The sequence below is a fragment of the Bacteroides sp. HF-4919 genome, from assembly GCF_018860125.1.
The window spans coordinates 358,100-383,006 of record NZ_JAHKNF010000002.1 but is presented as its reverse complement, the minus strand read 5'-3'; the positions used below and the strand labels follow the sequence as shown (position 1 = coordinate 383,006).

The following is a 24,907-nucleotide window of genomic DNA, read 5'->3' as shown; positions in this document are numbered from 1 at the left end:
CAACACAAAATCCATAGAATTGGTGATTATTAAAAATAAGGAAAGCGGATGAAAGTGACCTCCGTCCACTTCCACCCGCCTGTTGTGTGCAGATAGTATCAGATTATAAATTCATAATTTCTTTGGCTCTGTCCAGTGCTACATTAATGTTCGGACAGATGTTTTGTTTTCCCAGTAATTCATAGAAGCCGGATTTCTCAAGCGTGTTGTGCACTTTTTCATTTACTCCCGAGAGCACAATGGTGATCTTTTCTTTTTGAGACATTTTGCAGAGGCTGGTCAGGTTATGAATACCGGTTGAATCGATAAATGGAACTTTACGCATACGTATGACGCGTACTTTGGGACGGTCGCCCAGTTGTGCCATTGTCTCTTCAAATTTGGTTGCGATGCCGAAAAAGTACGGACCATTAATCTCATATACCTCCACTCCCGCAGGTATTATCAGATGTTCTTCGCACACCGCGATGTCCAGTTCGTCATTCGGATCTATTTCGTCTTTGATGACAGATATTTCGGTAGTTTCCATTACACGGCGCATGAACAGGATGCAGGCAATCACCAGGCCTACTTCGATGGCGATAGTCAGGTCGAAGATGATGGTGAGGAAAAAAGTGATAAGCAGTACTGTTACATCCGATTTGGGATTTTTCAGTAATGCCTTGAAAGTGCGCCATTCGCTCATGTTATAAGATACGATAACCAATACTCCTGCCAGACATGCCATTGGGATGTACTGTGCCAAAGGCATCAGGAAAAGGAGGATCAGCAATAAAACTACAGCATGGATTATACCGGCCACCGGTGTTTTACCGCCATTATTGATGTTTGTCATTGTACGGGCGATGGCTCCGGTAGCAGGAATACCACCAAATAACGGTGTGATAAGGTTGGCTGTTCCCTGGGCAATCAGTTCGGTGTTTGAATCGTGCTTATCGCCCGTTACACCATCGGCTACGGTTGCTGACAATAACGATTCGATTGCTCCCAAAACGGCAATGGTAATAGCTACCGGAAACAAGTCCTTGATGGCCTCCCAATTGAGTGCAGGCATGGTCGCGTCAGGTAATTCGGATTTGATTGTAAAACGGTCGCCAATGGTATCGATGGTGTCAATACCGGCGTATGTTTTCAATAAATATACTACTGCCGTTACTACAATGATGGCAATAAGGGAACCCGGAATTTTCTTTGAGAACCGGGGGGTAATGGCAATAATGATGATACTGGCAATACTCACAATAGTGTTCCACCAATTGATTGTATCGAAATGGCGGAAATAAATCATCCATTTTCCGATAAAGTCTCCCGGTACTTTCTCTCCACCAAAGTTTAATCCGAAAATATCAGCAATCTGTGTTGTGAAAATGGTGACGGCTATACCGCTGGTAAAACCTACAATAATCGGGTAAGGAATAAATTTAATAATTGCGCCCAATTTAAAAACTCCCAATAAGATAAGGAGTATGCCGGCCATCAGGGTAGCTACAATCAATCCTGCTTCTCCGTATTGCTGGATGATGCCATAAATGATGACAATGAATGCTCCGGTAGGTCCTCCGATCTGTACTTTGCTTCCTCCGAGCAGCGAGATGATGAACCCCGCAATAATAGCCGTGATAATTCCCTTTTCGGGTGATACGCCTGATGCGATACCAAATGCGATGGCCAGAGGCAAGGCTACGATACCTACAATGATACCTGCCATCAAATCGGCCATAAACGTTTCTTTAGAGTAGTTCTTCAAGGCTGAGAATAACCTTGGTTTGAAATCAAACACTTTCATTTTTTTCTTTACTTATATATAATGTGATAAATGTCGTTATAATCCTTGTTTTGCAAAGTCGAGGTTGCAAAATTACATAAAATAAATGGTAATAAGATGTTTTTGAACATCTTATTTATTTTTGATCAGTTTTGTCTATATTGCAATAGATATTATTAATGAATAAAATTCCGGGTTTTGTGAACTAAATCCTTATATTTGCGTTGTTAATAAAGGCAAGTAACCGACAAACGTAATTACCAATCTAAAATATATCAGATTATGACTAAAAGTATTAAAGGCACTCAGACAGAAAAGAATTTGCTGACATCATTTGCAGGTGAATCACAGGCAAGAATGCGTTACACTTATTTTGCAAGCGTGGCTAAAAAAGAAGGTTACGAACAGATTGCAGCTATCTTTACAGAGACTGCCGATCAGGAAAAAGAACATGCAAAACGTATGTTTAAGTTCCTTGAAGGGGGTATGGTTGAAATCACTGCAAGTTATCCTGCTGGTGTTATCGGCAACACTCTTCAGAATCTGCAGGCTGCCGCAGCAGGCGAACATGAAGAATGGTCTATGGATTATCCTCATTTTGCAGATGTTGCAGAGCAGGAAGGTTTCCCGATGATCGCCGCTATGTATCGTAATATCTCTATTGCGGAAAAAGGTCATGAAGAAAGATACCTTGCTTTCGTGAAGAACATTGAAGTTGCATCTGTATTTGCCAAAGAAGGAGAAGTTATATGGCAGTGCCGTAACTGTGGTTATATTGAAGCAGGTAAGGAAGCTCCTGAGGTATGTCCTGCATGTCTGCACCCACAAGCATATTTCGAAATTAAGAAAGAAAATTATTAATAGAATCAGACTGTATTTTGGAGAAAGGTGGAGCTGTTTAATTATGGCTCCACCTTTTTTCTATGCATTAATAATACTGTTTCTTTATTTACCGGCGTGTGGATAGTCAACCGTGTAGTGCAGACCACGGCTCTCTTTACGTTCCATAGCCATGCGCATAATCAGATAACCCACATTAATCATATTGCGCAGTTCACATATTTCTTTAGATGCCACGCTGCGTTTGAACAGGCTTTCGGTCTCTTCGTATAGGATATCCAGGCGGTCCCAAGCGCGTTTCAACCGGAGATCGCTACGGACAATACCAACATAAGTGCTCATAATTTGATTTACTTCTTTCATACTTTGAGTAATAAGTACCATTTCTTCCGGTGAGCGGGTACCTTCATCATTCCATTCCGGAATCTCTTCGTTATAAGAATATTGGTCAATCACCGATAAACAATGTTTGGCGGCAGCATCTGCGTAAACCACTGCTTCTATCAACGAGTTTGAGGCTAACCGGTTGCCTCCATGCAAACCTGTACACGAACATTCGCCGGCAGCGTACAGACGTTCAATAGAGGATTGGGCGTTCAAGTCTACCTTAATACCTCCACACAGGTAGTGTGCGGATGGTGCCACGGGAATATATTCTTTGGTAATGTCGATTCCTAAGCTGAGGCATTTCTCGTATATGTTAGGAAAATGTTTTTTGGTTTCTTCAGGATCTTTGTGTGTTACGTCCAGATAAACATGGTCGTCCCCACGATTTTTCATTTCATTGTCAATGGCACGTGCCACGATATCACGGGGTGCCAAAGATAAACGTGGATCATATTTTTGCATGAATTCTTTTCCGTCCATTGTGCGGAGCACACCGCCATATCCACGCATTGCTTCCGTAATAAGGAAAGAAGGACGGTCGCCCGGATGGTAAAGAGCTGTCGGATGGAATTGTACGAACTCCATGTCTTTTACGGTTCCTTTAGCCCGGTATACCATGGCGATACCGTCTCCGGTCGCTACAAGCGGATTGGTAGTGGTCTGGTAAACAGCCCCCACTCCACCTGTTGCCATTAGTGTCACTTTGGCCAGATATGTATCCACTTTACCTGTTCGGGGATCGAGTATATAAGCTCCGTAGCATTTTATGTCCGGTGTCTGGCGGGTGACAGTTACTCCTAAATGGTGTTGTGTCAGGATTTCTATGGCAAAATGATTTTCAATTACCGTAATATTGGGATGTTGTTGTACAGCTTGAATCAAACTGTCTTGAATTTCAGCGCCGGTATTATCTTTATGGTGTAAAATACGAAATTCCGAATGACCGCCTTCCCGGTGTAGATCGAACTCCCCTTTTTCATTTTTGTCGAAGTTTACACCCCAGCTGATCAGTTCTTGTATTTGCGCAGGAGCCTCACGCACGACTTTCTCTACAGCAGTACGGTCGCTGATCCAGTCACCGGCAATCATTGTGTCTTCAATATGTTTCTCGAAATTGTCTACCAGCAGATTGGTCACTGAGGCCACTCCTCCTTGCGCAAAATAAGTGTTTGCTTCTTCCAGCCCACTTTTGCAAACAAGGGCAACTTTTCCTTTATGTGCCACTTTTAGGGCAAAACTCATTCCGGCGATACCGGAACCGATTACGAGGAAATCGAACTTTTTAACCATAAGTTTTAGTGTTTATCACCGCAAAGCTACAAAATAAGTTTTTTCGTTGTGCTTTTCGTTGCCATTAATTCATAATTTTACTAACTTTCCGCCAAAAATCTGACAAAATGAACCGTATTTTTCATGCTCGCATTGTCTGGTACCAGTATTTTCTGCTGGTTGTATTGGGCATTAATGCTTTTGGTTTCTTATGGTGTAAGAATATTATATTGGCTACTTTGATGATGTTGTTTCTGATTGTTATCATCGAACAGATCATACATACAGTTTATACTGTTACCACTGACGGTTTGCTGATACTTAACTATGGGCGGTTTATCCGTAAGAAAACTATTCCCATAGCAGAAATTACTTCAGTCCGCAAAGTCCATTCTATGAAATTCGGAAGTTTTGCAGTGACAAACTATTTATTGATAGAATATGGAAATGGAAAATATGCTTCTGTACTTCCGGTGAAAGAAAAGGAATTTATAGAACTGATTGAAAAAACAAGAAACTTAATTTAGTAAGCTATGAAATACCAGGTTATTATTATCGGCGGGGGACCTGCCGGTTACACTGCTGCCGAAGCAGCTGGAAAAGCAGGTTTAAGCGTGTTGCTTTTTGAGAAACAGAATTTAGGAGGAGTTTGTTTAAACGAAGGGTGTATACCTACAAAAACATTGCTCTATTCGGCAAAGACATATGATGGGGCTAAACATGCCTCAAAGTATGCTGTAACAGTTTCTGAGGCTTCGTTTGATCTTTCGAAGATCATTGCTCGTAAGTCGAAGGTAGTACGCAAGTTGGTTTTGGGGGTTAAATCAAAATTAACGTCTAATAATGTTACTATCATAAATGGAGAAGCAACAATCTTGGACAAAAACAAAATCTGCTGTGGCGAAGAAATCTATGAATGTGATAACTTAATTCTTTGCACAGGATCCGAGACTTTCATTCCTCCTATTTCCGGAATCGATACGGTAAATTATTGGACACATCGGGAAGCATTAGACAATAAGGAATTGCCCGCTTCGCTTGCTATCGTAGGTGGTGGAGTGATTGGTATGGAGTTTGCATCATTCTTCAACAGTCTGGGTGTGAAAGTGACCGTCATTGAAATGATGGACGAGATCTTGGGAGGCATGGATAAAGAGCTTTCTGCTCTGTTGCGTGCTGACTATGCCAAACGGGGCATTACATTTCTGTTGAGTACTAAAGTAGTCTCGTTGGCACAATCAGAGGAGGGGGTCTTAGTTTCTTATGAGAATGCAGATGGTGCCGGAAATGTGACTGCGGAGAAATTGCTAATGAGTGTAGGTCGCCGTCCGGTAGCAAAAGGTTTCGGACTTGAGAACCTGAATCTTCAACGGACAGAGCGCGGAAGTATTTTAGTAAACGGGCAGATGGAAAGTTCATTGCCCGGAGTATATGTATGTGGGGATTTAACCGGATTTTCTTTATTGGCACATACGGCAGTTCGTGAAGCGGAAGTAGCCGTACATGCAATTCTCGGTAAAACAGATACAATGAGTTATCGTGCTATTCCCGGTGTAGTGTATACCAATCCTGAAATAGCCGGAGTCGGGCAAACAGAAGAGTCGCTTATTGCGAAAGGTATTGCTTATCGTGCTGTAAAGCTTCCTATGGCATATTCTGGACGTTTTGTTGCCGAAAATGAAGGGGTAAACGGTGTATGTAAAGTATTGCTTGGAGATGATGATACGATTTTGGGAGCACATGTTTTAGGCAATCCGGCTTCTGAAATTATCACATTAGCAGGTATGGCCATAGAAATGAAACTAAAAGCGGCCGAATGGAAGAAGATTGTTTTTCCCCATCCTACTGTTGCCGAAATATTCCGTGAAGCATTGTAAGAGTTACAAGTTGTAAACTACGGGTTATAAGTATCATGCGTATAATGGCGTAATTACTCGTAACCCGTAATTTATGACTTGTCATTCGTTGTTTATAAGCATTATGAAGAAACTGAATTTATTTATTTTATTCTCTTTTTGTTTTTCAATTATTATCCGGGGGCAGGTAGATTTCGCCGCAATTGATTCACTTATTAAGAAGGAATTGCCCCAAGGTTCCGAAGTTGGTATTTCCGTGTATGATCTGACTGCAAAGAAATCACTCTATACATACCGTGATGCCAAGCTTTCGCGTCCGGCATCTACCATGAAACTCTTAACTACTATAACCGCGCTTGCCCGGCCGGATGCAGATGAACCTTTCCGGACCGAAGTGTGGTATAAAGGTACTATAGAACATGATACGCTCCGCGGAGACATTTATGTGATTGGCGGATTCGACCCGGAGTTTGACGATGAAGGTATGAATGCATTGGTGGAGGAAGTGATAACTTTTCCTTTTTCAGTATTGAAAGGGAGAATCTATGGAGATATATCGATGAAAGATTCTCTTTATTGGGGAAGCGGTTGGGCATGGGATGATACTCCCTATTCTTTTCAGCCTTATTTGTCGCCATTGATGTATCATAAAGGTGTAGTGAAAGTAACGGCTGTACCGGGAACGATACGTGGTGACTCGGCGCGCCTGAGTTTTGAACCATCGTCCTCTTATTATACTGTGATCAATGAAACTGAGACACGTACTCCTTCTGCCGGTAAGTTTTCTGTTTCGAGAGGATGGTTAGAGAATAAAAATAATCTTATTGTCAGTGGAAATGTAGAGAATAGAAGAATTGGTGATGTGAATGTGTATTCTTCGCAGGACTTCTTTCTGCATACCTTTGCCGAGCGTTTACGCAATAGGGGGATAGAGATTTCGGAGCAGTATGCTTTCGACAGCTTTCAGCCCGACAGCCTTTCTACCCGCATGGCACGTTGGGAATGTCCCGTTCAGAAAGTAGTAGACCAGATTATGAAAGAAAGTGATAACTTGAGTGCGGAAGCATTACTTTGCCGTTTAGGAGTACAAGCTACAGGCAAAAAGCAAGTTTCGGCTAAAGACGGGATCGATGAGATCCATCGGCTGATTAAAGATTTGGGGCATGATCCGGACAATTATAAAATAGCTGATGGTTGTGGATTGTCAAATTACGATTACCTCTCTCCTGCCCTGTTGGTTGATTTTTTGAAGTTTGCTTATTCGAGAACGGATATTTTTCGGAAGCTCTATAAAGCTCTTCCGGTTGCAGGTATTGATGGAACACTTAAGAATCGTATGAAAAAAGGGTCGGCATTTAAGAATGTACATGCCAAAACGGGATCTTATACTGCCATTAACACATTAGCCGGTTACCTAAAGATGGCTAACGGTCATCAGGTGGCCTTTGCCATTATGAACCAAAATGTATTGTCGGCAGCCAAAGCAAGGAATTTTCAAAATAAAGTATGCGAAATACTGGTAAATTGTAAATGATGAACGATGAACACTTTGTAGAAGTCACAGTCGGTTCATCGTTCATCGTTCATCGTTTATTTTTCGTATTCTGCCCAGTTCACGTTTTTCATATCTCCGCTTTTAGCCAGTTCGGCATGCATTCCCAAAGCGGCTTGAATGGCGTGAGGAGTCTGTGACTTATTACCGGCCAGTTTCAGATAATCCCATAAGATTTGTTTGTAATCCGGGTGTGCACAGTTTTCGATGATTGCCTGTGCTCTTTCCTTCGGACTTTTGCCACGCAAATCGGCTACTCCCTGTTCGGTAATAACGATATTAACGGAGTGCTCACTGTGATCCAGATGAGAAACCATCGGAACGATGGAACTGATTTTGCCTTCTTTAGCCACTGACGGACAAGTAAAGATGGAAATATAAGCATTGCGTGTAAAATCGCCCGAGCCGCCGATACCGTTCATCATCTTGGTTCCACCGATATGGGTAGAGTTTACGTTACCATAAATATCTGCTTCAATGGCGGTATTGATAGAGATGATTCCTAAACGGCGGACTACTTCCGGACTGTTAGAGATTTCAGACGGACGGAGAATCAGTTTATCACGGAAGAAGTCCATGTCGTCATAAATGCCTTGCAGACAGTCATTGGTTACGGTCAGTGAGCAGGCACTTCCGAATTTTACACGACCTTCACGGATTAATCCGATCACAGAGTTTTGGATAACTTCGGTATACATTTCGAAAGCAGGGATTGTTTTATCGCGTCCCAAGGCTCCTAAAACTGCGTTGGCGATGTTACCTACTCCCGATTGTAACGGAAGGAATGTGGAAGGAATAATGCCACGTTTCATGTCGGCAGCCAGGAAGTCGGCCACATTCTGACCAATCTTATCAGTAATAGGATCGGCAGCCGCAAATGAACGGGCTTCATCCGGCCAGTTTGTTTCTACGATACCTACAATCTTTTTCGGGTCGACTTGTATATAAGGTAGTCCGACGCGGTCACTCGGTTTGTAGATTGGAATTTCACGACGGTAAGGCGGGTCGAGCGGTTCGTACACGTCATGCATTCCCATCATATTTTTGCTATGTGCACTGTTCAACTCAATGATGATCTGATCGGCCAGTCGGCAGACGGTTGGTGCAATTCCACCGGCAGCTGTCAGATAGATTTTTCCATCCGGAGTCACTTCACAAGCTTCGATGATAGCTACATTCACTTTTCCCATGAATCCGTAGCGCACTTCTTGTGCCATTTGTGAAAGGTGAATGTCATTATAGGCAATCTCACCGTTATTCACTGCTTTACGGAAATCGGGATTGGTTGTGTAAGGGGCACGATAACGGATAGCCTTTACACGTGATAATATACCATCACATGAGTCGCCGGTAGAAGCTCCGGTAAAGATGCCGATCTGGAAAGGGTTTCCTTTTGCATGTTCCGCTTCCGCTATTTTCGCTATTTCGGAAGTGACAGCTTTGGCCGTTCCTGCGGGGGTAAAACCGCTGAGGCCGATGTTATAGCCATGTTTTACAAGGCTGGCAGCTTCTGCTGCAGAAATGGATTTGAATGCCATAATTATAGTATTATTTTCGTGTTAGGAATAATCTTTCAATATTTTCTATTCAGAATTTCGGACCAGATAATGGCTTTTCGGGCTTCTTCAGCCGAGCGAATGGTAAATTCCGGATCATCTGTCGGGGATGTTTCCATTTTCGGAGGAATTGTTTTATTTTTCTTCACTTCCGCTTTCGGAGGGAGCGGTTGGGAACGGAATGTTTGATGTTTTCGCGGTGTTTGAAGGACTTCGGCCTCTTCCGTATCCGGAATGGGTACGAAAGGTTTTTGGGCAGATCTTTCCGTTTTGCTCTTTTTGATCTGTCTGATAAGAGGTAATGCGAAAACAGCCATAATGACGAGGACTTTTAAAATATCATCCATAGTACTTTTATTTTCTACAGTCCGCCAAAGTTATACATTTAATCTGATTGATACCAATATTTTGGCATGAAAAAAGGGCAGCTTCACAGCTCCCCTTAATTTTTTTAACCTAAACCTTAACTATGAAAAAATCTAATGTTTCTTTCATTGCACAAATGTGTGAAATAAAATTAATAGTGCCAAATCCTTACGCCATAAATGTTTGTTCTATTAACATAAATTATCCTTTTGCCTCTGAATCGATAAGCAAAAGTGTTATTTTGGTTTCATTTCACAACTTTTTGAGGATGAAGCTGTATCTTTGCAGGTACAAATTTAAATTCTGAATTTATGAACGAATTGACGGGAGCGGACTTTAAATCCGCAACTGCTGATGACAACAAGAAGTTGTTTATCGAGACTTATGGCTGCCAGATGAATGTGGCCGATAGTGAAGTAATTGCCTCTGTGATGCAAATGGCCGGTTATTCGGTTGCCGAAACGCTGGAAGATGCTGATGCGGTATTTATGAATACTTGCTCTATCCGTGACAATGCCGAGCAGAAGATTCTGAATCGTCTGGAGTTTTTTCATTCGATGAAGAAAAAGAAGAAGCATCTGATTGTAGGCGTGTTGGGATGTATGGCCGAGCGAGTGAAAGATGATTTGATTGAACATCATCATGTAGATCTTGTAGTGGGGCCGGATGCTTATTTGACTCTTCCGGAACTGATCGCTTCTGTGGAAGCGGGTGAGAAGGCAATGAATGTAGAACTTTCGACTACGGAAACCTATCGGGATGTGATTCCTTCACGTATCTGCGGTAACCATATCTCCGGATTTGTATCCATCATGCGTGGTTGCAATAACTTCTGCACCTATTGTATAGTGCCTTACACCCGTGGTCGTGAACGCAGCCGGGATGTGGAAAGTATTCTGAACGAAGTGGCCGATCTGGTATCAAAAGGTTACAAAGAGATTACTTTGTTGGGGCAGAATGTAAACTCTTATCGTTTTGAGAAGGAGGGAGGAGAAGTGGTTACCTTCCCAATGTTGCTTCGTGTGGTAGCTGAGGCGGCGCCGGATGTACGTATCCGTTTCACAACTTCGCATCCCAAAGATATGAGTGATGAAACTTTGGAGGTGATTGCACAAGTGCCTAATGTATGTAAACACATTCACCTTCCCGTGCAAAGCGGTAGCTCGCGCATTCTTAAGTTGATGAATCGTAAATATACGCGTGAATGGTATCTGGATCGTGTATCGGCTATTAAGCGTATTGTTCCCGATTGCGGGCTTACTACGGATATATTCTCCGGTTTCCACTCTGAGACAGAGGAAGATCATCAGGAGTCACTTTCGCTGATGGAGGCTTGTGGCTATGATGCGGCATTTATGTTTAAATATTCCGAGCGTCCCGGTACTTATGCATCTAAACATCTGGAAGACAATGTTCCCGAGGAGGTAAAAGTCCGTCGTCTGAATGAAATAATTGCTTTACAGAATCGTTTGTCTGCTGAATCCAATACCCGCTGTATCGGAAAGACCTATGAAGTATTGGTAGAAGGTGTTTCGAAACGTTCGCGCGATCAGTTGTTCGGCCGTACCGAGCAGAACAGGGTGGTTGTATTCGATCGTGGTACTCACCGGATAGGCGATTTTGTGAACGTAAGAATTACGGAAGCCAGTTCTGCCACGCTGAAAGGTGAAGAAGTTTTTGGATAATCCGTAGTTTTGCATATAAAATAAAAGGTGTAGTCATTGAGAACGTATGGCTACACCTTGTTTGTTATATGGCTACAATGTTTTATCTTTGTGCGTACCTTAGAAAATAGAACACCATGAAGAACAAACTATTTATTTTAATTGCACTCTGCATTTCAATCCATGTTTTAGCTCAAGAACCTAAAAAGGAAATTCCTTTAAAATATGGTGCCACTAACATCGGCAAGCGTCAGGACGAAGCTATGAAGCGGTTTCGCGACAATCGTTTGGGAGAATTCATTCACTGGGGACTGTATGCCATTCCCGGTGGCGAATGGAAAGGTAAAGTATATAATGGAGCTGCCGAATGGCTCAAGTCGTGGGCTCAAGTTCCTGCTTCTGAATGGCTGGGGCTGATGAAACAATGGAATCCGGTAAAATTTGATGCACGCCAATGGGCGAGAATGGCCAAAGAGATGGGAGTAAAATACGTCAAGATAACAACGAAACATCACGAAGGATTCTGTCTCTGGCCGAGCCGGTATAGTGAATATACCGTAGCGCAGACTCCATTTAAGAAAGATATCTTAGGCGAGTTGGTAAAAGCCTACAATGATGAAGGTATCGACGTGCATTTCTACTTTTCGGTAATGGATTGGAGCCATCCGGATTATCGTTATGAGATTTCATCGAAAGAAGATAGCGTTGCTTTCAGCCGTTTTCTCACTTTCACCGATAATCAGTTGAAGGAATTGGCTACCCGCTATCCGACGGTTAAGGACTTTTGGTTCGACGGCACTTGGGATGCAAGTATTAAGAAGAATGGTTGGTGGACGGCTCATGTAGAGCAGATGTTGAAGAATCTTGTGCCGGGAGTCACTGTCAATAGCCGGCTTCGTGCCGATGATTATGGCAAGAGACACTTCGATAGCAATGGCTGTCTTATGGGAGATTATGAATCGGGGTACGAACGTCGTCTTCCTGATCCGGTGGAGGACTTGCAGGTGACTAAATGGGATTGGGAAGCTTGTATGACCCTTCCCGAAAATCAGTGGGGATATCATAAGGATTGGTCGCTGAGTTATGTCAAGACTCCGGTAGAAGTAATCGACCGTATTGTGCATGCTGTATCGATGGGAGGGAATATGGTAGTCAATTTCGGTCCTCAGGCCGATGGTGATTTCCGTTCGGAAGAGAAGGAGTTGGCTGTAGCTTTGGGTAAATGGATGAAGAAGTATGGTGAGTGTATTTATGGCTGTGGCTATGCCGGATGGGATAAACGAGACTGGGGATACTATACCCGTAAAGGTCAAGAGATTTATATGGTTGTATTCAATTGTCCCTATTCGGGTTTCCTTGATGTAAAGGTTCCGAAAGGCACAAAAATAGAGAAAGCCGCTTTACCGGACGGACAGGAACTGAAGGTTGTCGAGACCACCCGGAATGAATATAATGTAGCTATGCCTTCGCAAAATCCGGGAGAACCCTTTATAATCAAATTGCAAATTAAAGAAACTTTCGCTACGACAGACAAGTACCGGGATGCATTGACATAGTAGAATTTCCTTATCTGTGCGTTCACCCGCAAAAAGGTGACCAATCATTAAAATAAAATATTATGAGAAAACTATCTTATTTAATTATTGCATGCTTATGCCTGTGCAGTAGTATTTTTCCCTTGATGGCACGACAGGTTACCGCATTCAATACCGGCTGGCAATTTAAGAAAGGTCCTTTTGCAGCCGATCCGATGCAGGCTGCTTCACAATGGGACGGAAAGTGGGAGACTGTTGAGATTCCACATACCTGGAATGCCAAGGATATGCAAGTTCAATCGTGCTCTTTCTATGAAGGGGTGGGTTACTATCGGAAAACACAGTTTTTTCCTCAAGATTTGAAAGATAAACGTATATTTCTGCGTTTCGAAGGAGTAGGGGCTTGTTCGGAAGTACACGTCAATGGAAAATTGGTCGGCACTCACAAGGGGGGCTACTCTGCTTTTGCCTGTGAAATAGGTACGGTCCTTCAGTTCGGAACAGAGAACGAGATCGTTGTTAAAGCCGACAATAAGGCCCGTCCCGACGTAATTCCGGTCAATCAGAATCTTTTCGGAGTATATGGTGGTATTTACCGTCCCGTATGGCTGATTGTAACTGAGCAGAATAACATTACGGTTACCGATTGTGCCTCTCCGGGTGTTTATATTACCCAAAAGAATGTTTCAAAAAAGTCAGCCGATATAACTGTGAAGGTAAAATTGGATAATGCCGGGCTCCAACCTGCTGCTTTGACTCTTGAAAATGCTATTTATACGCAGGATGGGCGTAAAGTAAGTGTACACAGCCAGTCGTTCGACCTGACTCCGCAAGGAACACAGACCTATACATCTACTTTTAAGATGAAAGATCTGCACCTCTGGCACGGACGCAAAGATCCCTATCTCTATAAGGTTGTCTGCAAGCTGATGGCAGATGGAAAAGTAATCGACGAGGTGGTGCAACCTCTTGGTGTGCGTAAATATGAGATTGTGCCCGGGAAAGGTTTTTTTCTGAATGGAGAAAAGTATCCGATGTATGGCGTAACCCGCCATCAGGACTGGTGGGGACTGGGCAGTGCGCTTAAGAATGAACATCATGACTTCGATCTGGCTACAATAATGGATGTGGGGGCTACTACTGTCCGTTTTGCCCACTACCAACAGTCAGATTATCTCTACTCCCGTTGTGATACACTGGGACTGATTATCTGGGCCGAAATACCTTGTGTAAACCGGGTGACCGGATACGAAGCGGAAAATGCCCAAAGCCAGCTTCGTGAACTGATCCGTCAAAGCTTCAATCACCCTTCTATTTACGTATGGGGGCTTCATAACGAAGTATATCAGCCTCATGAATATACAGCTGCCTTGACCCAATCTCTTCATGATCTTGCTAAGACGGAAGATCCGGATCGTTATACCGTTTCGGTCAATGGATATGGACATATGGAACATCCGGTCAATTTGAATGCGGATATACAGGGTATGAACCGTTATTTCGGTTGGTACGAGAAGAAGATACAGGATATCAAGCCTTGGGTAGAACAACTTGAAAAAGAATATCCTTATCAGAAGCTGATGTTGACTGAATATGGTGCCGATGCCAACCTGGCCCATCAAACCGAATATTTGGGTGACGCCCTCAATTGGGGCAAGCCGTTCTATCCGGAAACATTCCAGACTAAGACACACGAATATCAGTGGAGTGTCATCAAAGACCATCCATATATCATCGCTTCTTATCTTTGGAATATGTTTGATTTTGCCGTACCGATGTGGACACGTGGCGGTGTTCCCGCACGTAATATGAAAGGCCTGGTTACCTTTGACCGTAAAATAAAGAAAGACTCTTATTTCTGGTACAAGGCCAACTGGAGTGAGAATCCGGTTCTTTATCTCACGCAACGTCGTAATGTCGATCGTGAAAAACGAATGACTACCGTTACTGTCTATTCTAATATCGGGACTCCTAAAGTATATCTGAATGGAAAAGAACTGGGCGGTATTCGCAAAGGATATACCGATGTGCATTACATCTTCGATAATGTGGCACTTGCTGATGGGAAAAATGTTCTGAAAGCTGTAGCCGCAATCAAAGGAAAGGAGTATACCGATGAAATCGTATGGAACTATTCCGGTGAGAAAAACCGGGAAGTAGATTCTTATGAGAATAAGAATGAACATTCAGGTTTTTGATAGTAGATTTCAAACTCCGTCCTTTCCTGCGAAAAATGTATTTTGATCTTCCATCTTCCACCCTTATAGAGATAAACTTCTGTTTATCATTATTATATGCGGTGGAAGATCGCGTTTTTAAGCCATTTATCTTCCACCTTTATCTTCCATCTTCCACCTCTGTTTTTAAGAAGTAAATAAGTTGTAAATGTCTAATATATAAACTCATAAAGTTAGTATCTTATCTGTTTGGACCCCTAAAAGCATTTTACTTTCCTTGGCATCTTTGCCGAAAATGGTCGGAGCTTTATCTCGTCCCGCGTATCTGTGCCCATCGTCCTGCATACCTGTGCCCATCGTCCCACGTACCCGGGCTTATGAGCCCAGGTATGCGTGACGAGATCATGAGAAGGTTATAAACCCTTATAGACATTATAAAATCTCTTTGATATAGCGCGTAGGTGGCACTTTATAGAACTTCTTGAATCTTGCTCCGAAATATTTAGCATCGCAAAAGCCTAAATAGGTTGCTATTTCTGTAACGGTGTATTTTTGTGTAACCAGTAAAATTTTGGCTTTATTCATTTTAAAATAATACATGTACTCTGCAGGTGCTTTATCTGTAATCTCTTTTAATTTAGTATAGAATGTAGTACGGCACATTCCCATATCGGCGCTTAACATGTCGACCGTATAATTGTCTGATGAGAGATTCTTTTCCAGAAGCTTATTTACTTTATCCATAAATAGAGTGTTCTCTTCACTCTTCGAAGTTGTCTCAGGGAGGTCGGCAGGCAAATTGGTTTCCAGAAGCTGTTTGATACGTTTATGCTTATTTATAAGTACTTGTATATCCGCTTTAAGCCTGCAAATACTGATTGCACGTGGTGCCAATTTATCTACTCCACAATGGATATGGGTGAGATAACTCCTATTATCATTGAAGTTCATCAGGAGAATGGCGGGAGTTTGAACCATGCTGGCATTTGATTTTATCCGGGAATAAATTTCTTTTCCGCCTATACCGTTCACTATTTCATCAATAATGATAATATCTGGTGTTCGCTGACCGGAGAAATTGGATAAACGTTCCGGATTATTAAGAATAGTTATCCGGAAGAGGGTTGAGAGGGCTCCATTTAAGTAGCTGCTCAACTCATTGTCTGACATGACTAACAGTACGTGTGACCTATTTTTATCAGAACGGCCCATCTTGCCATCTTTTATGGTAGGAATTTCCACTTCCGGACATTGGATTGTATTGCAGCAACCGTTTATGGGAACGATAACTTGAAAAGTAATAATTCGCCTATGGCAATCCCCGATTAATTTTCCACCATGTAAGCGGATTATCTTCTTTATGATTTGAAGATTCCCACAGTGGTATATCAACATAAGGGCAGAGAGTAGAGAAAGTAACTTTTTATTGTCCTGTTTGCATTCTGGTCCATTGGTAATCCGGAGGCTCCAATGGTTGTTCAGGTGAGACACGTTCATATTAATGCAACCTTTGCAAGGTGTGGCATCGATTATTTTACTCAATAGGCATTGTAAGGCTGCAGTCATGGTAATTTCGTCTACCCGGCAACTGATATAGCCGAAATCTTTGCTGACGTTTAATTGTATCTGGCGAGTATTGGCATAACTCTGGCATTGATTGGTGATTGAGGTAATGAAAGTGTAAAGTTCAAACTCAATGGGAGAACCAGGATATATTTCATTCTCTATATTGCTGAATATTCCAATATTCTGGTAGCTGTTCATGATGTGGCTGGTGTAGCCGAGCACTCGCTTTAACTTTTGAGATGTAGGTTCAGGAAGGTTGTCAGAGGCGATTTCTTCCAGTAAGTGATGCATCAGAGTCAGTGGGGTTTGAGTTTTATGAGCTATGTTTTGAACAATGCCCAGTTTTTCGTGGGAAAAGAGTTTCGTGTTATACATGATTCTATAACGTATCATGAGAACAATAAACAACCCTATTACCAAACCCTCAATCGGGTATACCCATGACATCTGCCATAAGAAAGCAGGTATAAAAGTAGCTGTTTGGTACTGACTTGTAAGGTCGAGTTGTACATCGGTTTGCATACAAGGACATACATCATTAAATGGTGTGTCCAATAAGATCAACTGTAAAAATAGAATAACTGGTTCCATAACTGTATTTAGATAATTATTAATTTTGTTTTCATAGTTAAACCATCATTTTTTCAAACTTCTTTTTTGGGGGGAATTCCCAATTAGTCGTTGGTGCTGCAATTATAGGGCTTTTTGTACAGCTTGATTGGGTATAATCTTTTAAAAGATATGGGTAATATCTGGTAACGGATTTTAATGTATATATTTACGATTGTTTTAGACTTTGCCGTATGGAGGGGATTTTATAGTTGTGAGGTAATCAGGTTTATTTTCATGATCTATGCTTCACTTATCAGATTTTGCCCGCTTATTATTTATATTTAGATACTGATTGGTTACATAAAAAATGGTAGAAATAACTCCCGGGGATAAAAAGAAATCCTGGTTACATACTTTATGGTACCTTCTGATAGTGGAATAATCGTAATGTCAGAATAGCTCCCTTTATGTTTGCAGATGCTTTTATGAATGTCTTGTTGTCTATAAATGTTTGATATTTAGACTGTTGCTTAATGTCGAGATCTTTTCCTTAGACAATTTTTTTGTTTTATACATTGAGTTGGGGGAGAGTGAGGCTGTTAAAACAATATTACCCTGACACCCAGCCTCGATTTCTTATCTGTTAATTGTATGTGCTTCTTTTAATTAAAAAGAGTGTATTACTTTTTATTACCTGTTAATGGGTTGGTTTTTAATAATGTGATGGTATGTAATAAATTGTAATGCGTTGAAATGGACGTGTTATGTCAAAATTTCTTTTTTAGCCTAATCGTTAAATTATTTTAGAATTTAATATGGGAAATGCCGTGAAATCAATAATCTTTTGATTATTGTTGTTTGAGGTAAACATTTAGGGTTCTATTTTTTATATCAATAACCGGGCGATTGTATGTTTATCCTCTGTTAATCAGTGAAATTGGTAGTGAGATTTTGAGATAATATTGTAAAGTATTACATTTGTTTGCAAAAACAAACTACGATGAAACGCTCTAGATTATTTTTATGGATTTTGGGTATAATAATGCAAGCATTCTTGGTCAGCATTCATTTCTATCAGAAAAATGTGGAGGCAATGCGCACCGAATCGGAAGACCTTTTAGTAGAAGTGCTCAAGAAAGAGTTGCACAGAAAGCAACAAGAGTTGAATCTGTTTTATATTTCCAAAGTAACAGTCGATACGGTTCCTCTGATAATTCGTGTTACGACAAGTGAAGGAGTTAAGTCCTATGCCGTGGACGCAAAGAAAAGTAAAAAGAATATTTCACAAAATATGGCGGAGCGATCTTGGCATTCGGCTGTCTGCATGAAGAGTGGTCTGTCTGTAGATACTTTACATCAACTTTGGGACAGAGGGCTCAAAAGACATAAAATTTTCGCTAAAACCGATGTGCACATGTCAATAACCCATTTGGATAATACCATTTCCCATTTTAAATGTAAAAATAGCAATGATCTTTGTTCCGTAACACAAAAAATTACTGTTTATATAGGCAATAGATGTGAACTTGAGATTATTGGTTTCTGGTCCTATTCATGGTGGACTGTATATCAGTATCATTCTACTCCTTTTGAAGTGATAGGAAGTGTAGCGGCCGCTCTTATCATTGTTTTTTGTGGCTGGTATCTGGTAAAGAAATATATAACTAAAATCCGAAATGATAAAAGACATTTAGCCAATGACTGGGATCGTGAAAGAAAGGTTCGTATACAATTGGAAAAGGATCAGAAAAGGTTGGAGGCAAAACAAAGAGAATATGAAAAACGGATTAAAGACCTTTCAGCAAGAGGCGAAGAGTATGAAGAAGAACGAAAAAGTATGGAGAAAATACTGAAAGAGTATGAGATACAAATTCAAAAGCTTAAAGAATTAAGGGAATCCGGAAAAGAACCATTACTTTATATACTGAGTCCGAAGGTCACTTTTGATTCTTATGCAAAGTTATTAATTTGTGGTGATCAAACCATTCCTCTTACTTCACAGGCTTGTAGACTTTTGGATGCTTTTCTGAATGCTCCAGATTATATTTTAACTTACGAAGAGCTATTGGAATGTTTGTGGAAAGATGGTAGTGGAGGCATGGTTCGTTTGCGAGTGGCTATTTCTCGTTTGCGTATTGTGTTAAGCGTAGATCCTGAAATTACTGTTTTTCAAAGAGATATTGATAAATATCAATTAATACTTCCTGAAAAGGAATAATTTAGGGAATCTTTTATAATATGTAATAAATTGTAATGTATAATATGATGTTTTATTGAGTAATAGCCTTTAACTTTGCGGTGAATAATTAAAACATATATCTTATGAAAATGAAGAGCTATTTGAAAGCAACTTTTCTTTTGGTTGTTATCATTTCGGTTTGGTATTTAAAACCGGTGCAGAAATCTCAGAATGTAGATCCTCTTTTATTGCAGAATGTAGAAGCTTTGGCCAGTGGCGAAGAATCTTCGCAGATCCATTGTTATTGGCGTGGATCTGTAGATTGTCCTGTTAGTCACGATAAGGTGGAGATTGTATATGAGGCATGAAACGTAGGATATTAAAAGAACACTTAGTGTTCCTTTAGCTGCGTGTTTATCAAAGGGAGTGGAAGTATTTCTATTCCCTTTAAAACAGGCAAATCAGCCACCTCCTAAAGGACTTTAAAGTAGAAACCTTTAGGTCTGAAAGCTAAGTAAAGCTTTTAGTCCGCCTAAAATCGAATGCTTATGAATAAAAATGTCAGTGTATTAATTTTAATAGGGATTATTCTTTTGGGGTGTCATCCGGCAAAAGAGAAGGTTGAGTTTTCAAATGAAGTTATTTGTAGCGATAGCATATCACGGGAACTGGTTGTTTTAAATGATACGTTTTTATTTTCGTATCCTTTGCAAATAGAGCTTATAGACTCAATGCTACTGGTGTTGGATAATGTTAATAATAACTTCTTTCATCTGTTTACTCTAAAGGGGATACCTGTAAAATCATTTGGAGAAAAAGGTCAGGGGCCTGCTGATTTTATAAATGTGGGGGCATTCAATTTATCTGAAGATGGAAAAAACATGTATGCATACGATTCTTCAATGCGTAAAATAGTGAAATATGATGTCTCTTCTTTTTTAAAAGATTCATTGAAATCTGAAGTTATGCAAGTGAATTATGGTAGCTTACCACACTCTGAAGTACCCACAATAATCTATGATATGCTTTCTCTTAAAGATTCGGATTTTCTTGTAAAAGCGAACCATAAGGATCTTCGGTTTGGATTATTAAAAGATGGAAAGATTACTCAATTATACAATTCTTTCTCTGATTGTTTAAATACAAATAATGAAGAAGAAGTATGGTCGGTTTTCTGTAGTAATACCAAAACCAAGTTAAAACCGGACAGGACGAAGATGTTGAATGCGACCTATCTGGGAGGGATCCTGGAGCTATTTGACTTGGACGAAAATTGTCGTTTGTCATTGAATAAAACGCTTTATATTTACGAACCTAAATATGGTATTGCTGAAGGAGCAATTCCGGCGTATGTAGTTTCCAATGAAACGACTCAGATTGGTTTCGAAGATGTATATGCAACAAATAATAGTATTTATGCATTATTGCATAATAGAGGAAGCGAAGTTTTACCTTCAGAGATTACTGTATTTAGTTGGCAAGGACTTCCAACAAGTAAAATTAAGGCTAACCACGGTCTTGTAAATATAGTTGTGGATGAGAAAAACAATCTAATCTATGTAATTGCGGAAAATGAACAGAATGCTTATGAACTGTCTTGCTTATCTTTAAATTGATGTGTATTCTACAATTTTCAAGAATAAAGCAAGCTGTCTATAAACGGTTTTCCGCTTAAATAGATTCACTACGGGGTGATGCTACTAAAAAACAGAAAGAAGTTAAGAAACCAATCTTAAAACGGCAAATCACTTTACTAAAAGTTCTAAAACGCGAGAGGTAAACTTGCTCAGGTCAGTAATTAAAGTTCATCTTAGCACGCAAGATGTACATCTTACGCGCCAAGATAGACATCTTGCGCCTTAAGATGCGTATCTTGGCTGTCAAGATGAACTTAGACTGTATGAAGAAAATATTTTTCTAAGAATCATAAGATACTTTAATCTGCATCTTGTGGAATTTGAGTGTTAACTTCAATAACTTGCCATTGTGTTTCTTCTAAATCCGTACAATACATACATTGTCATGAATAAGCAGTATGTTAGTTATTATTTCTTTCAAAGGAATAAGAAGTTGATGCGTATAAAGGCAGAAAACCTATTTATACAAGTGTTGAAAGATGAAATGAAAAAGAAAGGGGAAGAATTGGATTTATTTTATTCTTTTTCAGGGATATCAAGTGACACGATACCTTTAACTATTTCGATTATGACCGAAACCGGATCCAGACAGTATAAAGTGGATGTTGCGAAGAGCCGGAAAAATCTTTCTCAGATATCGAGAGAACGTTCATTACACTCTGTTATTTGTTCCGAGAAGCAGTTATCTCCCATGACTTTGAGTCAGACCTGGGCGGATAGCCTGCAAACACGACATATTCTGGCAAGAGTTGCGATAGAAATAGTAACTACAGACTTGGAAAATAGGATCTTATATAGAAAAAGCCAAACTGTCAACCTGTCTCCAGAGTTGAAGTTTGTTGTTTATTTGGGGGAGAGATGTGAAATAGAGGTTTCCGGTTTTTTATTTTATACTTGGTGGTCGGTTTGTAGATATCATTTCTTTCCATTCGGAATGATTGTTGGTATAGCTTTGTGTTTGATTGTTTTTTTGATCTATTTGTTTAGGGTGAGAAAGCACTTGTTTAAAACACAGTCTGAGTGTGGACTATTGGTGGAGAAGCTAAACAAAGAAGAAGAAAAATTAGAAGAGTTAGAGAGTATATGGGATCAATATGCGCAACAGGTTGAAATGGAGCAATCTGATGCTCGGGAAAAGGACATGCTGTTGAAGGATCTGGAGCAAAAGTCAAAGGCGTACGAAGGGCAAATAGCGGAACTAAAAAAGGCAAAAGAACTGTTGGGAACAAAATCCTTGATCTATAAATTGAGTCCTATACTGACCTTTGATGTATATAAAAAGACACTGGAGTGCAATGAGGAAATAATTTCACTTAATCTCCAGTCCTATACTCTCTTGCTGGTTTTCTTAAATGCTACTGATTGTCAATTGACACGTAAGGAAATCGAGAAGTGTTTATCCGGAGGGAGTCGGGAGTGTTTCCGGACAGCTAAGCACCGCTTAGTTAAGGTACTTCAAATCGATCCTTCTATTTCTATTGTTCAGCACAATAGGGATCTTTTTCAGTTGCAACTGCCGGAAATTGAGGTCTTGTAGCGCTTTGTAACGCACTATATGGTGAGTATAAGAAAAATATGGCTTATATTTGCACGTATTTAAAACGTATATAGACATGAAAAACACTTTGGTATAACTTCCTGCATTGTTAATCTAATCTAATAAAGTTATGAAGAATATCTTGTTAACACTTCTCTTGTTTATACTTTTTTCATGTAAAAGTACTGGAGATAAAACCGACTGTGAAGTATTACATGTCGATTTGGTTGAACGCCCTGTTGCAACGGAAGAATTATTTTCTAAAATATCTGTCATTCCATTGGAAACCAATGATAGCTCCTTTCTTGTAAGGCCTGTGAAAGTTATTATTAAAGATAACAGATATTATATTGTCGATGAAGGGGTTCCGGCTGTGTTTTCTTTTGATGAAGAAGGGCATCTTTTGCATAAAATAGGTAAAAAGGGACAAGGTCCCGGAGAGTATCGTGAAATATACGATGCCGTTATTAAAGAAAAAGAAAATGCAGTGTATATGCTATCTCCATTTGGCTCTCTTTATGTGTATTCTCTGGATGGAAAATTCATAAAAGAAATAGAACTGCCAACGAGGGCAAATTATCAATTGATAGAGGAGCTGGAGAGTAAGTATTTCGTTACATGGACACTACCTGCCTCTGAGAATGATAATTGTATCAGCGTTATTTCTAAAGAGTCTTCCAAGAATGTGAAAGAATTTTGGCATGTTCCTCCCGTTCTCACTACTCTGAATTCTAAACCTTTTTATAATTATGAACATAAAGTATATTTTTCCAATCCTTATCAAAATGAAGTATATGAAGTAAGGACAGATAGCTTACGGGTTGCATACCGTTGGGATTTTGGAAAAGATAATCTTGATTTGAAGGAGTATGGATTCACTTTATTAGAGGATAAAAAGGTTGAAGAATATAAATTAATGTTGCAGTATTTACGTGATTCTACTGTGCCTTATTTATTAAGGCATCAATTTCAGAATAAAAAATATTATTATACCATGTTGACGTTTGGCTTTCGGCATCGGATAAATCTTTTTTATCGAAAGGATGACGGCAAGAGTTTCTTTTTTGAGAAAACAGCGGAAGGTGTTTTGCTCCATCCTTTAGCCTTTAATGAAGATTTCCTGACTTGTATTGTTTTCAATGAAGACTTTCCAAACTATGAAAAAGTGCTTCCTCCAGAGGAATATAAGAAGCTGGAAGAGCGTTTAGAAGATGATAACCCCTGTTTAATCAAATTTTATTTTAAATGAAAAATCTTATATTTGTACTGGGTTGCTTTCTCTTTCTAATCTCATGTGAGCAGACCGAGAAGGAAAAACTTGAAGAACTTGTTCAAAATTGGAATGGGAAGGAGGTACTATTTCCGACAAATCTTAGTTTTACGTTATATGGAAAAACTCCTGTCGATTTTAAAATCCCTGCTTCGGATTATAAGATCGTGACCTATGTCGATTCGTTGGGTTGTTCCAGTTGTAAATTGCAATTGCCTAAATGGAAGGATTTTATGAAATATGCGGATTCTATAGTAGGCTATCAAATACCGGTTCTTTTTTTTCTTCATCCTGCTAATGTTCGCGAGATGAGGTCTGTGTTAAAACAAAATCGTTTTGATTATCCTGTTTGTATGGATACGGAAGATACTTTTAATAAAGTGAATAAGTTTCCTTCACAGCTAAATTTTCAAACTTTTTTATTAGATAAAAACAATCATGTAATTGCGATAGGAAATCCGGTTCATAATTACGATGTAAGAGAACTCTATATCCATCTTATTTCAGGAGGAATAGATGGAGATTCTCTTTCAAATATGCGAACTGTGATAAAAATAGAGAAAGATATGGTTGATTTGGGGAGTTTTGATTGGAGGCGAGAGCAGCATATAACTTTTGAGATACACAATATTGGTGATAATAATTTGGTCGTTTATGATAATAAGACATCTTGCGGATGTACTTCTGTTGAATACTCGAAAGAACCCGTTCAGCCCGGAAAGTCTTTAGCAGTTAAAGTAACTTATAAAGCGGACCATCCGGAACACTTTAATAAAACTATTATACTATATTGCAATGCTTCCGCTTCTCCTTTGGAGTTAAAGATAACTGGAGATGCCAAATAACTGGAACATATAATGAAATAAATTTCTATAGGGCGAGTGCTGCCAGTTGTCTTATTTGTCCTTGATAGTCGCTGTAGTCGCAACTTTTGCAGGCTACAATATATATCAGTCACAGAGAGTAGAAAGTATCATGTCGGATTTGACGATGGCCAATGTAGAGGCGTTAGCTGGTTCTGAGATTAATGATGAGGATTGTGTCAGTGCATCTAATCGTTATTGCTCTGTTTTGATAGTGACCCCAAATGGGAATTATCTAGAAACTTATTTTGACCAAAAAACAAAGTACTGATTCTTATAAAAAGTGGGGATAGGAATATTGGCTTTGACTAGTATATTTTATCCCCTAATTTATTA

The 24,907-nt window shown here is 40.0% G+C and carries 19 protein-coding genes; 14 read left to right on the top strand and 5 right to left on the bottom strand.

Annotated elements, in window-relative coordinates:
- Nucleotides 1-103: 103 nt before the first annotated feature.
- Complete coding sequence (locus tag KO473_RS05760) at nucleotides 104-1,786, bottom strand: SulP family inorganic anion transporter (RefSeq protein WP_005812459.1); 1,683 nt, start codon at nucleotides 1,784-1,786, stop codon at nucleotides 104-106.
- A 261-nt stretch (nucleotides 1,787-2,047) separates the two neighbouring features.
- Between KO473_RS05760 and rbr the strand changes: the two genes are divergently transcribed.
- A complete protein-coding gene (rbr, locus tag KO473_RS05755; RefSeq protein ID WP_005782823.1) occupies nucleotides 2,048-2,626 on the top strand; it encodes a rubrerythrin in 579 nt (192 codons plus the stop codon).
- 84 nt (nucleotides 2,627-2,710) lie between these two features.
- Here rbr and nadB read toward each other — a convergent pair whose 3' ends face one another.
- Nucleotides 2,711-4,282, bottom strand: coding sequence for an L-aspartate oxidase (gene nadB / locus KO473_RS05750; protein ID WP_005782820.1), 1,572 nt, complete (start codon nucleotides 4,280-4,282; stop codon nucleotides 2,711-2,713).
- 107 nt (nucleotides 4,283-4,389) lie between these two features.
- Here nadB and KO473_RS05745 point away from each other — a divergent pair, with 107 nt between their 5' ends.
- The 3 genes from KO473_RS05745 (at nucleotide 4,390) to dacB (ending at nucleotide 7,651) form a co-directional block, all read left to right on the top strand.
- A complete protein-coding gene (locus KO473_RS05745; RefSeq protein WP_005782818.1) occupies nucleotides 4,390-4,788 on the top strand; it encodes a PH domain-containing protein in 399 nt (132 codons plus the stop codon).
- Between the two features lie 6 nt (nucleotides 4,789-4,794).
- On the top strand, nucleotides 4,795-6,138 hold the full coding sequence (gene lpdA, locus KO473_RS05740; protein ID WP_005782816.1) for a dihydrolipoyl dehydrogenase: 1,344 nt from the start codon (nucleotides 4,795-4,797) through the stop codon (nucleotides 6,136-6,138).
- 103 nt (nucleotides 6,139-6,241) lie between these two features.
- Nucleotides 6,242-7,651, top strand: coding sequence for a D-alanyl-D-alanine carboxypeptidase/D-alanyl-D-alanine-endopeptidase (gene dacB, locus KO473_RS05735; protein WP_022010936.1), 1,410 nt, complete (start codon nucleotides 6,242-6,244; stop codon nucleotides 7,649-7,651).
- Nucleotides 7,652-7,707: 56 nt separating this feature from the next.
- Here the strand turns inward: dacB and KO473_RS05730 are convergent, their stop codons facing one another.
- Together KO473_RS05730 and KO473_RS05725 are read right to left on the bottom strand one after the other, a co-directional pair.
- Nucleotides 7,708-9,207, bottom strand: a complete 1,500-nt coding sequence (locus KO473_RS05730) for an acetyl-CoA hydrolase/transferase family protein (RefSeq protein ID WP_005782811.1) — start codon at nucleotides 9,205-9,207, stop codon at nucleotides 7,708-7,710.
- 35 nt (nucleotides 9,208-9,242) lie between these two features.
- Nucleotides 9,243-9,572 (bottom strand): hypothetical protein, encoded by a 330-nt coding sequence (locus KO473_RS05725; RefSeq protein ID WP_032531548.1) that lies wholly within the window; start codon nucleotides 9,570-9,572, stop codon nucleotides 9,243-9,245.
- Between the two features lie 330 nt (nucleotides 9,573-9,902).
- Here KO473_RS05725 and miaB point away from each other — a divergent pair, with 330 nt between their 5' ends.
- The 3 genes from miaB to KO473_RS05710 all read left to right on the top strand — a co-directional run bounded on the left by miaB (nucleotide 9,903) and on the right by KO473_RS05710 (nucleotide 14,988).
- The gene (gene miaB, locus KO473_RS05720; protein WP_005822519.1) at nucleotides 9,903-11,276 is read left to right on the top strand and encodes a tRNA (N6-isopentenyl adenosine(37)-C2)-methylthiotransferase MiaB; all 1,374 of its coding nucleotides are present in this window, start codon (nucleotides 9,903-9,905) and stop codon (nucleotides 11,274-11,276) included.
- 116 nt (nucleotides 11,277-11,392) lie between these two features.
- Entirely contained in the window at nucleotides 11,393-12,811 is a 1,419-nt protein-coding gene (locus KO473_RS05715) for an alpha-L-fucosidase (RefSeq protein WP_005822520.1), read from the top strand.
- Nucleotides 12,812-12,873: 62 nt separating this feature from the next.
- On the top strand, nucleotides 12,874-14,988 hold the full coding sequence (locus KO473_RS05710; RefSeq protein ID WP_005822521.1) for a glycoside hydrolase family 2 TIM barrel-domain containing protein: 2,115 nt from the start codon (nucleotides 12,874-12,876) through the stop codon (nucleotides 14,986-14,988).
- A 411-nt stretch (nucleotides 14,989-15,399) separates the two neighbouring features.
- On the opposite strand, the gene KO473_RS05705 is transcribed toward KO473_RS05710, so the two are convergent.
- Nucleotides 15,400-17,124: a helix-turn-helix domain-containing protein gene (locus tag KO473_RS05705; RefSeq protein WP_005822522.1), complete on the bottom strand. Its 1,725-nt coding sequence runs from the start codon at nucleotides 17,122-17,124 to the stop codon at nucleotides 15,400-15,402.
- Between the two features lie 961 nt (nucleotides 17,125-18,085).
- Between KO473_RS05705 and KO473_RS05700 the strand changes: the two genes are divergently transcribed.
- The 7 genes from KO473_RS05700 (at nucleotide 18,086) to KO473_RS05670 (ending at nucleotide 24,842) form a co-directional block, all read left to right on the top strand.
- On the top strand, nucleotides 18,086-19,303 hold the full coding sequence (locus tag KO473_RS05700; protein WP_032541643.1) for a winged helix-turn-helix domain-containing protein: 1,218 nt from the start codon (nucleotides 18,086-18,088) through the stop codon (nucleotides 19,301-19,303).
- Nucleotides 19,304-19,407: 104 nt separating this feature from the next.
- Nucleotides 19,408-19,632 carry an NVEALA domain-containing protein gene (locus KO473_RS05695; RefSeq protein WP_005779757.1) on the top strand — a complete coding sequence of 75 codons (225 nt, stop codon included), beginning with the start codon at nucleotides 19,408-19,410 and terminating at the stop codon, nucleotides 19,630-19,632.
- Between the two features lie 180 nt (nucleotides 19,633-19,812).
- Complete coding sequence (locus KO473_RS05690; protein ID WP_005822526.1) at nucleotides 19,813-20,880, top strand: BF3164 family lipoprotein; 1,068 nt, start codon at nucleotides 19,813-19,815, stop codon at nucleotides 20,878-20,880.
- Nucleotides 20,881-21,286: 406 nt separating this feature from the next.
- Nucleotides 21,287-22,438 carry a hypothetical protein gene (locus tag KO473_RS05685; protein WP_232303474.1) on the top strand — a complete coding sequence of 384 codons (1,152 nt, stop codon included), beginning with the start codon at nucleotides 21,287-21,289 and terminating at the stop codon, nucleotides 22,436-22,438.
- A gap of 130 nt (nucleotides 22,439-22,568) precedes the next feature.
- Nucleotides 22,569-23,687: a 6-bladed beta-propeller gene (locus KO473_RS05680; protein ID WP_005822528.1), complete on the top strand. Its 1,119-nt coding sequence runs from the start codon at nucleotides 22,569-22,571 to the stop codon at nucleotides 23,685-23,687.
- On the top strand, nucleotides 23,684-24,553 hold the full coding sequence (locus KO473_RS05675; protein WP_005822529.1) for a DUF1573 domain-containing protein: 870 nt from the start codon (nucleotides 23,684-23,686) through the stop codon (nucleotides 24,551-24,553). The genes KO473_RS05680 and KO473_RS05675 overlap by 4 nt, the downstream gene beginning before the upstream one ends.
- Before the next feature lie 46 nt (nucleotides 24,554-24,599).
- Complete coding sequence (locus KO473_RS05670; protein WP_005779749.1) at nucleotides 24,600-24,842, top strand: NVEALA domain-containing protein; 243 nt, start codon at nucleotides 24,600-24,602, stop codon at nucleotides 24,840-24,842.
- Nucleotides 24,843-24,907: the final 65 nt, after the last annotated feature.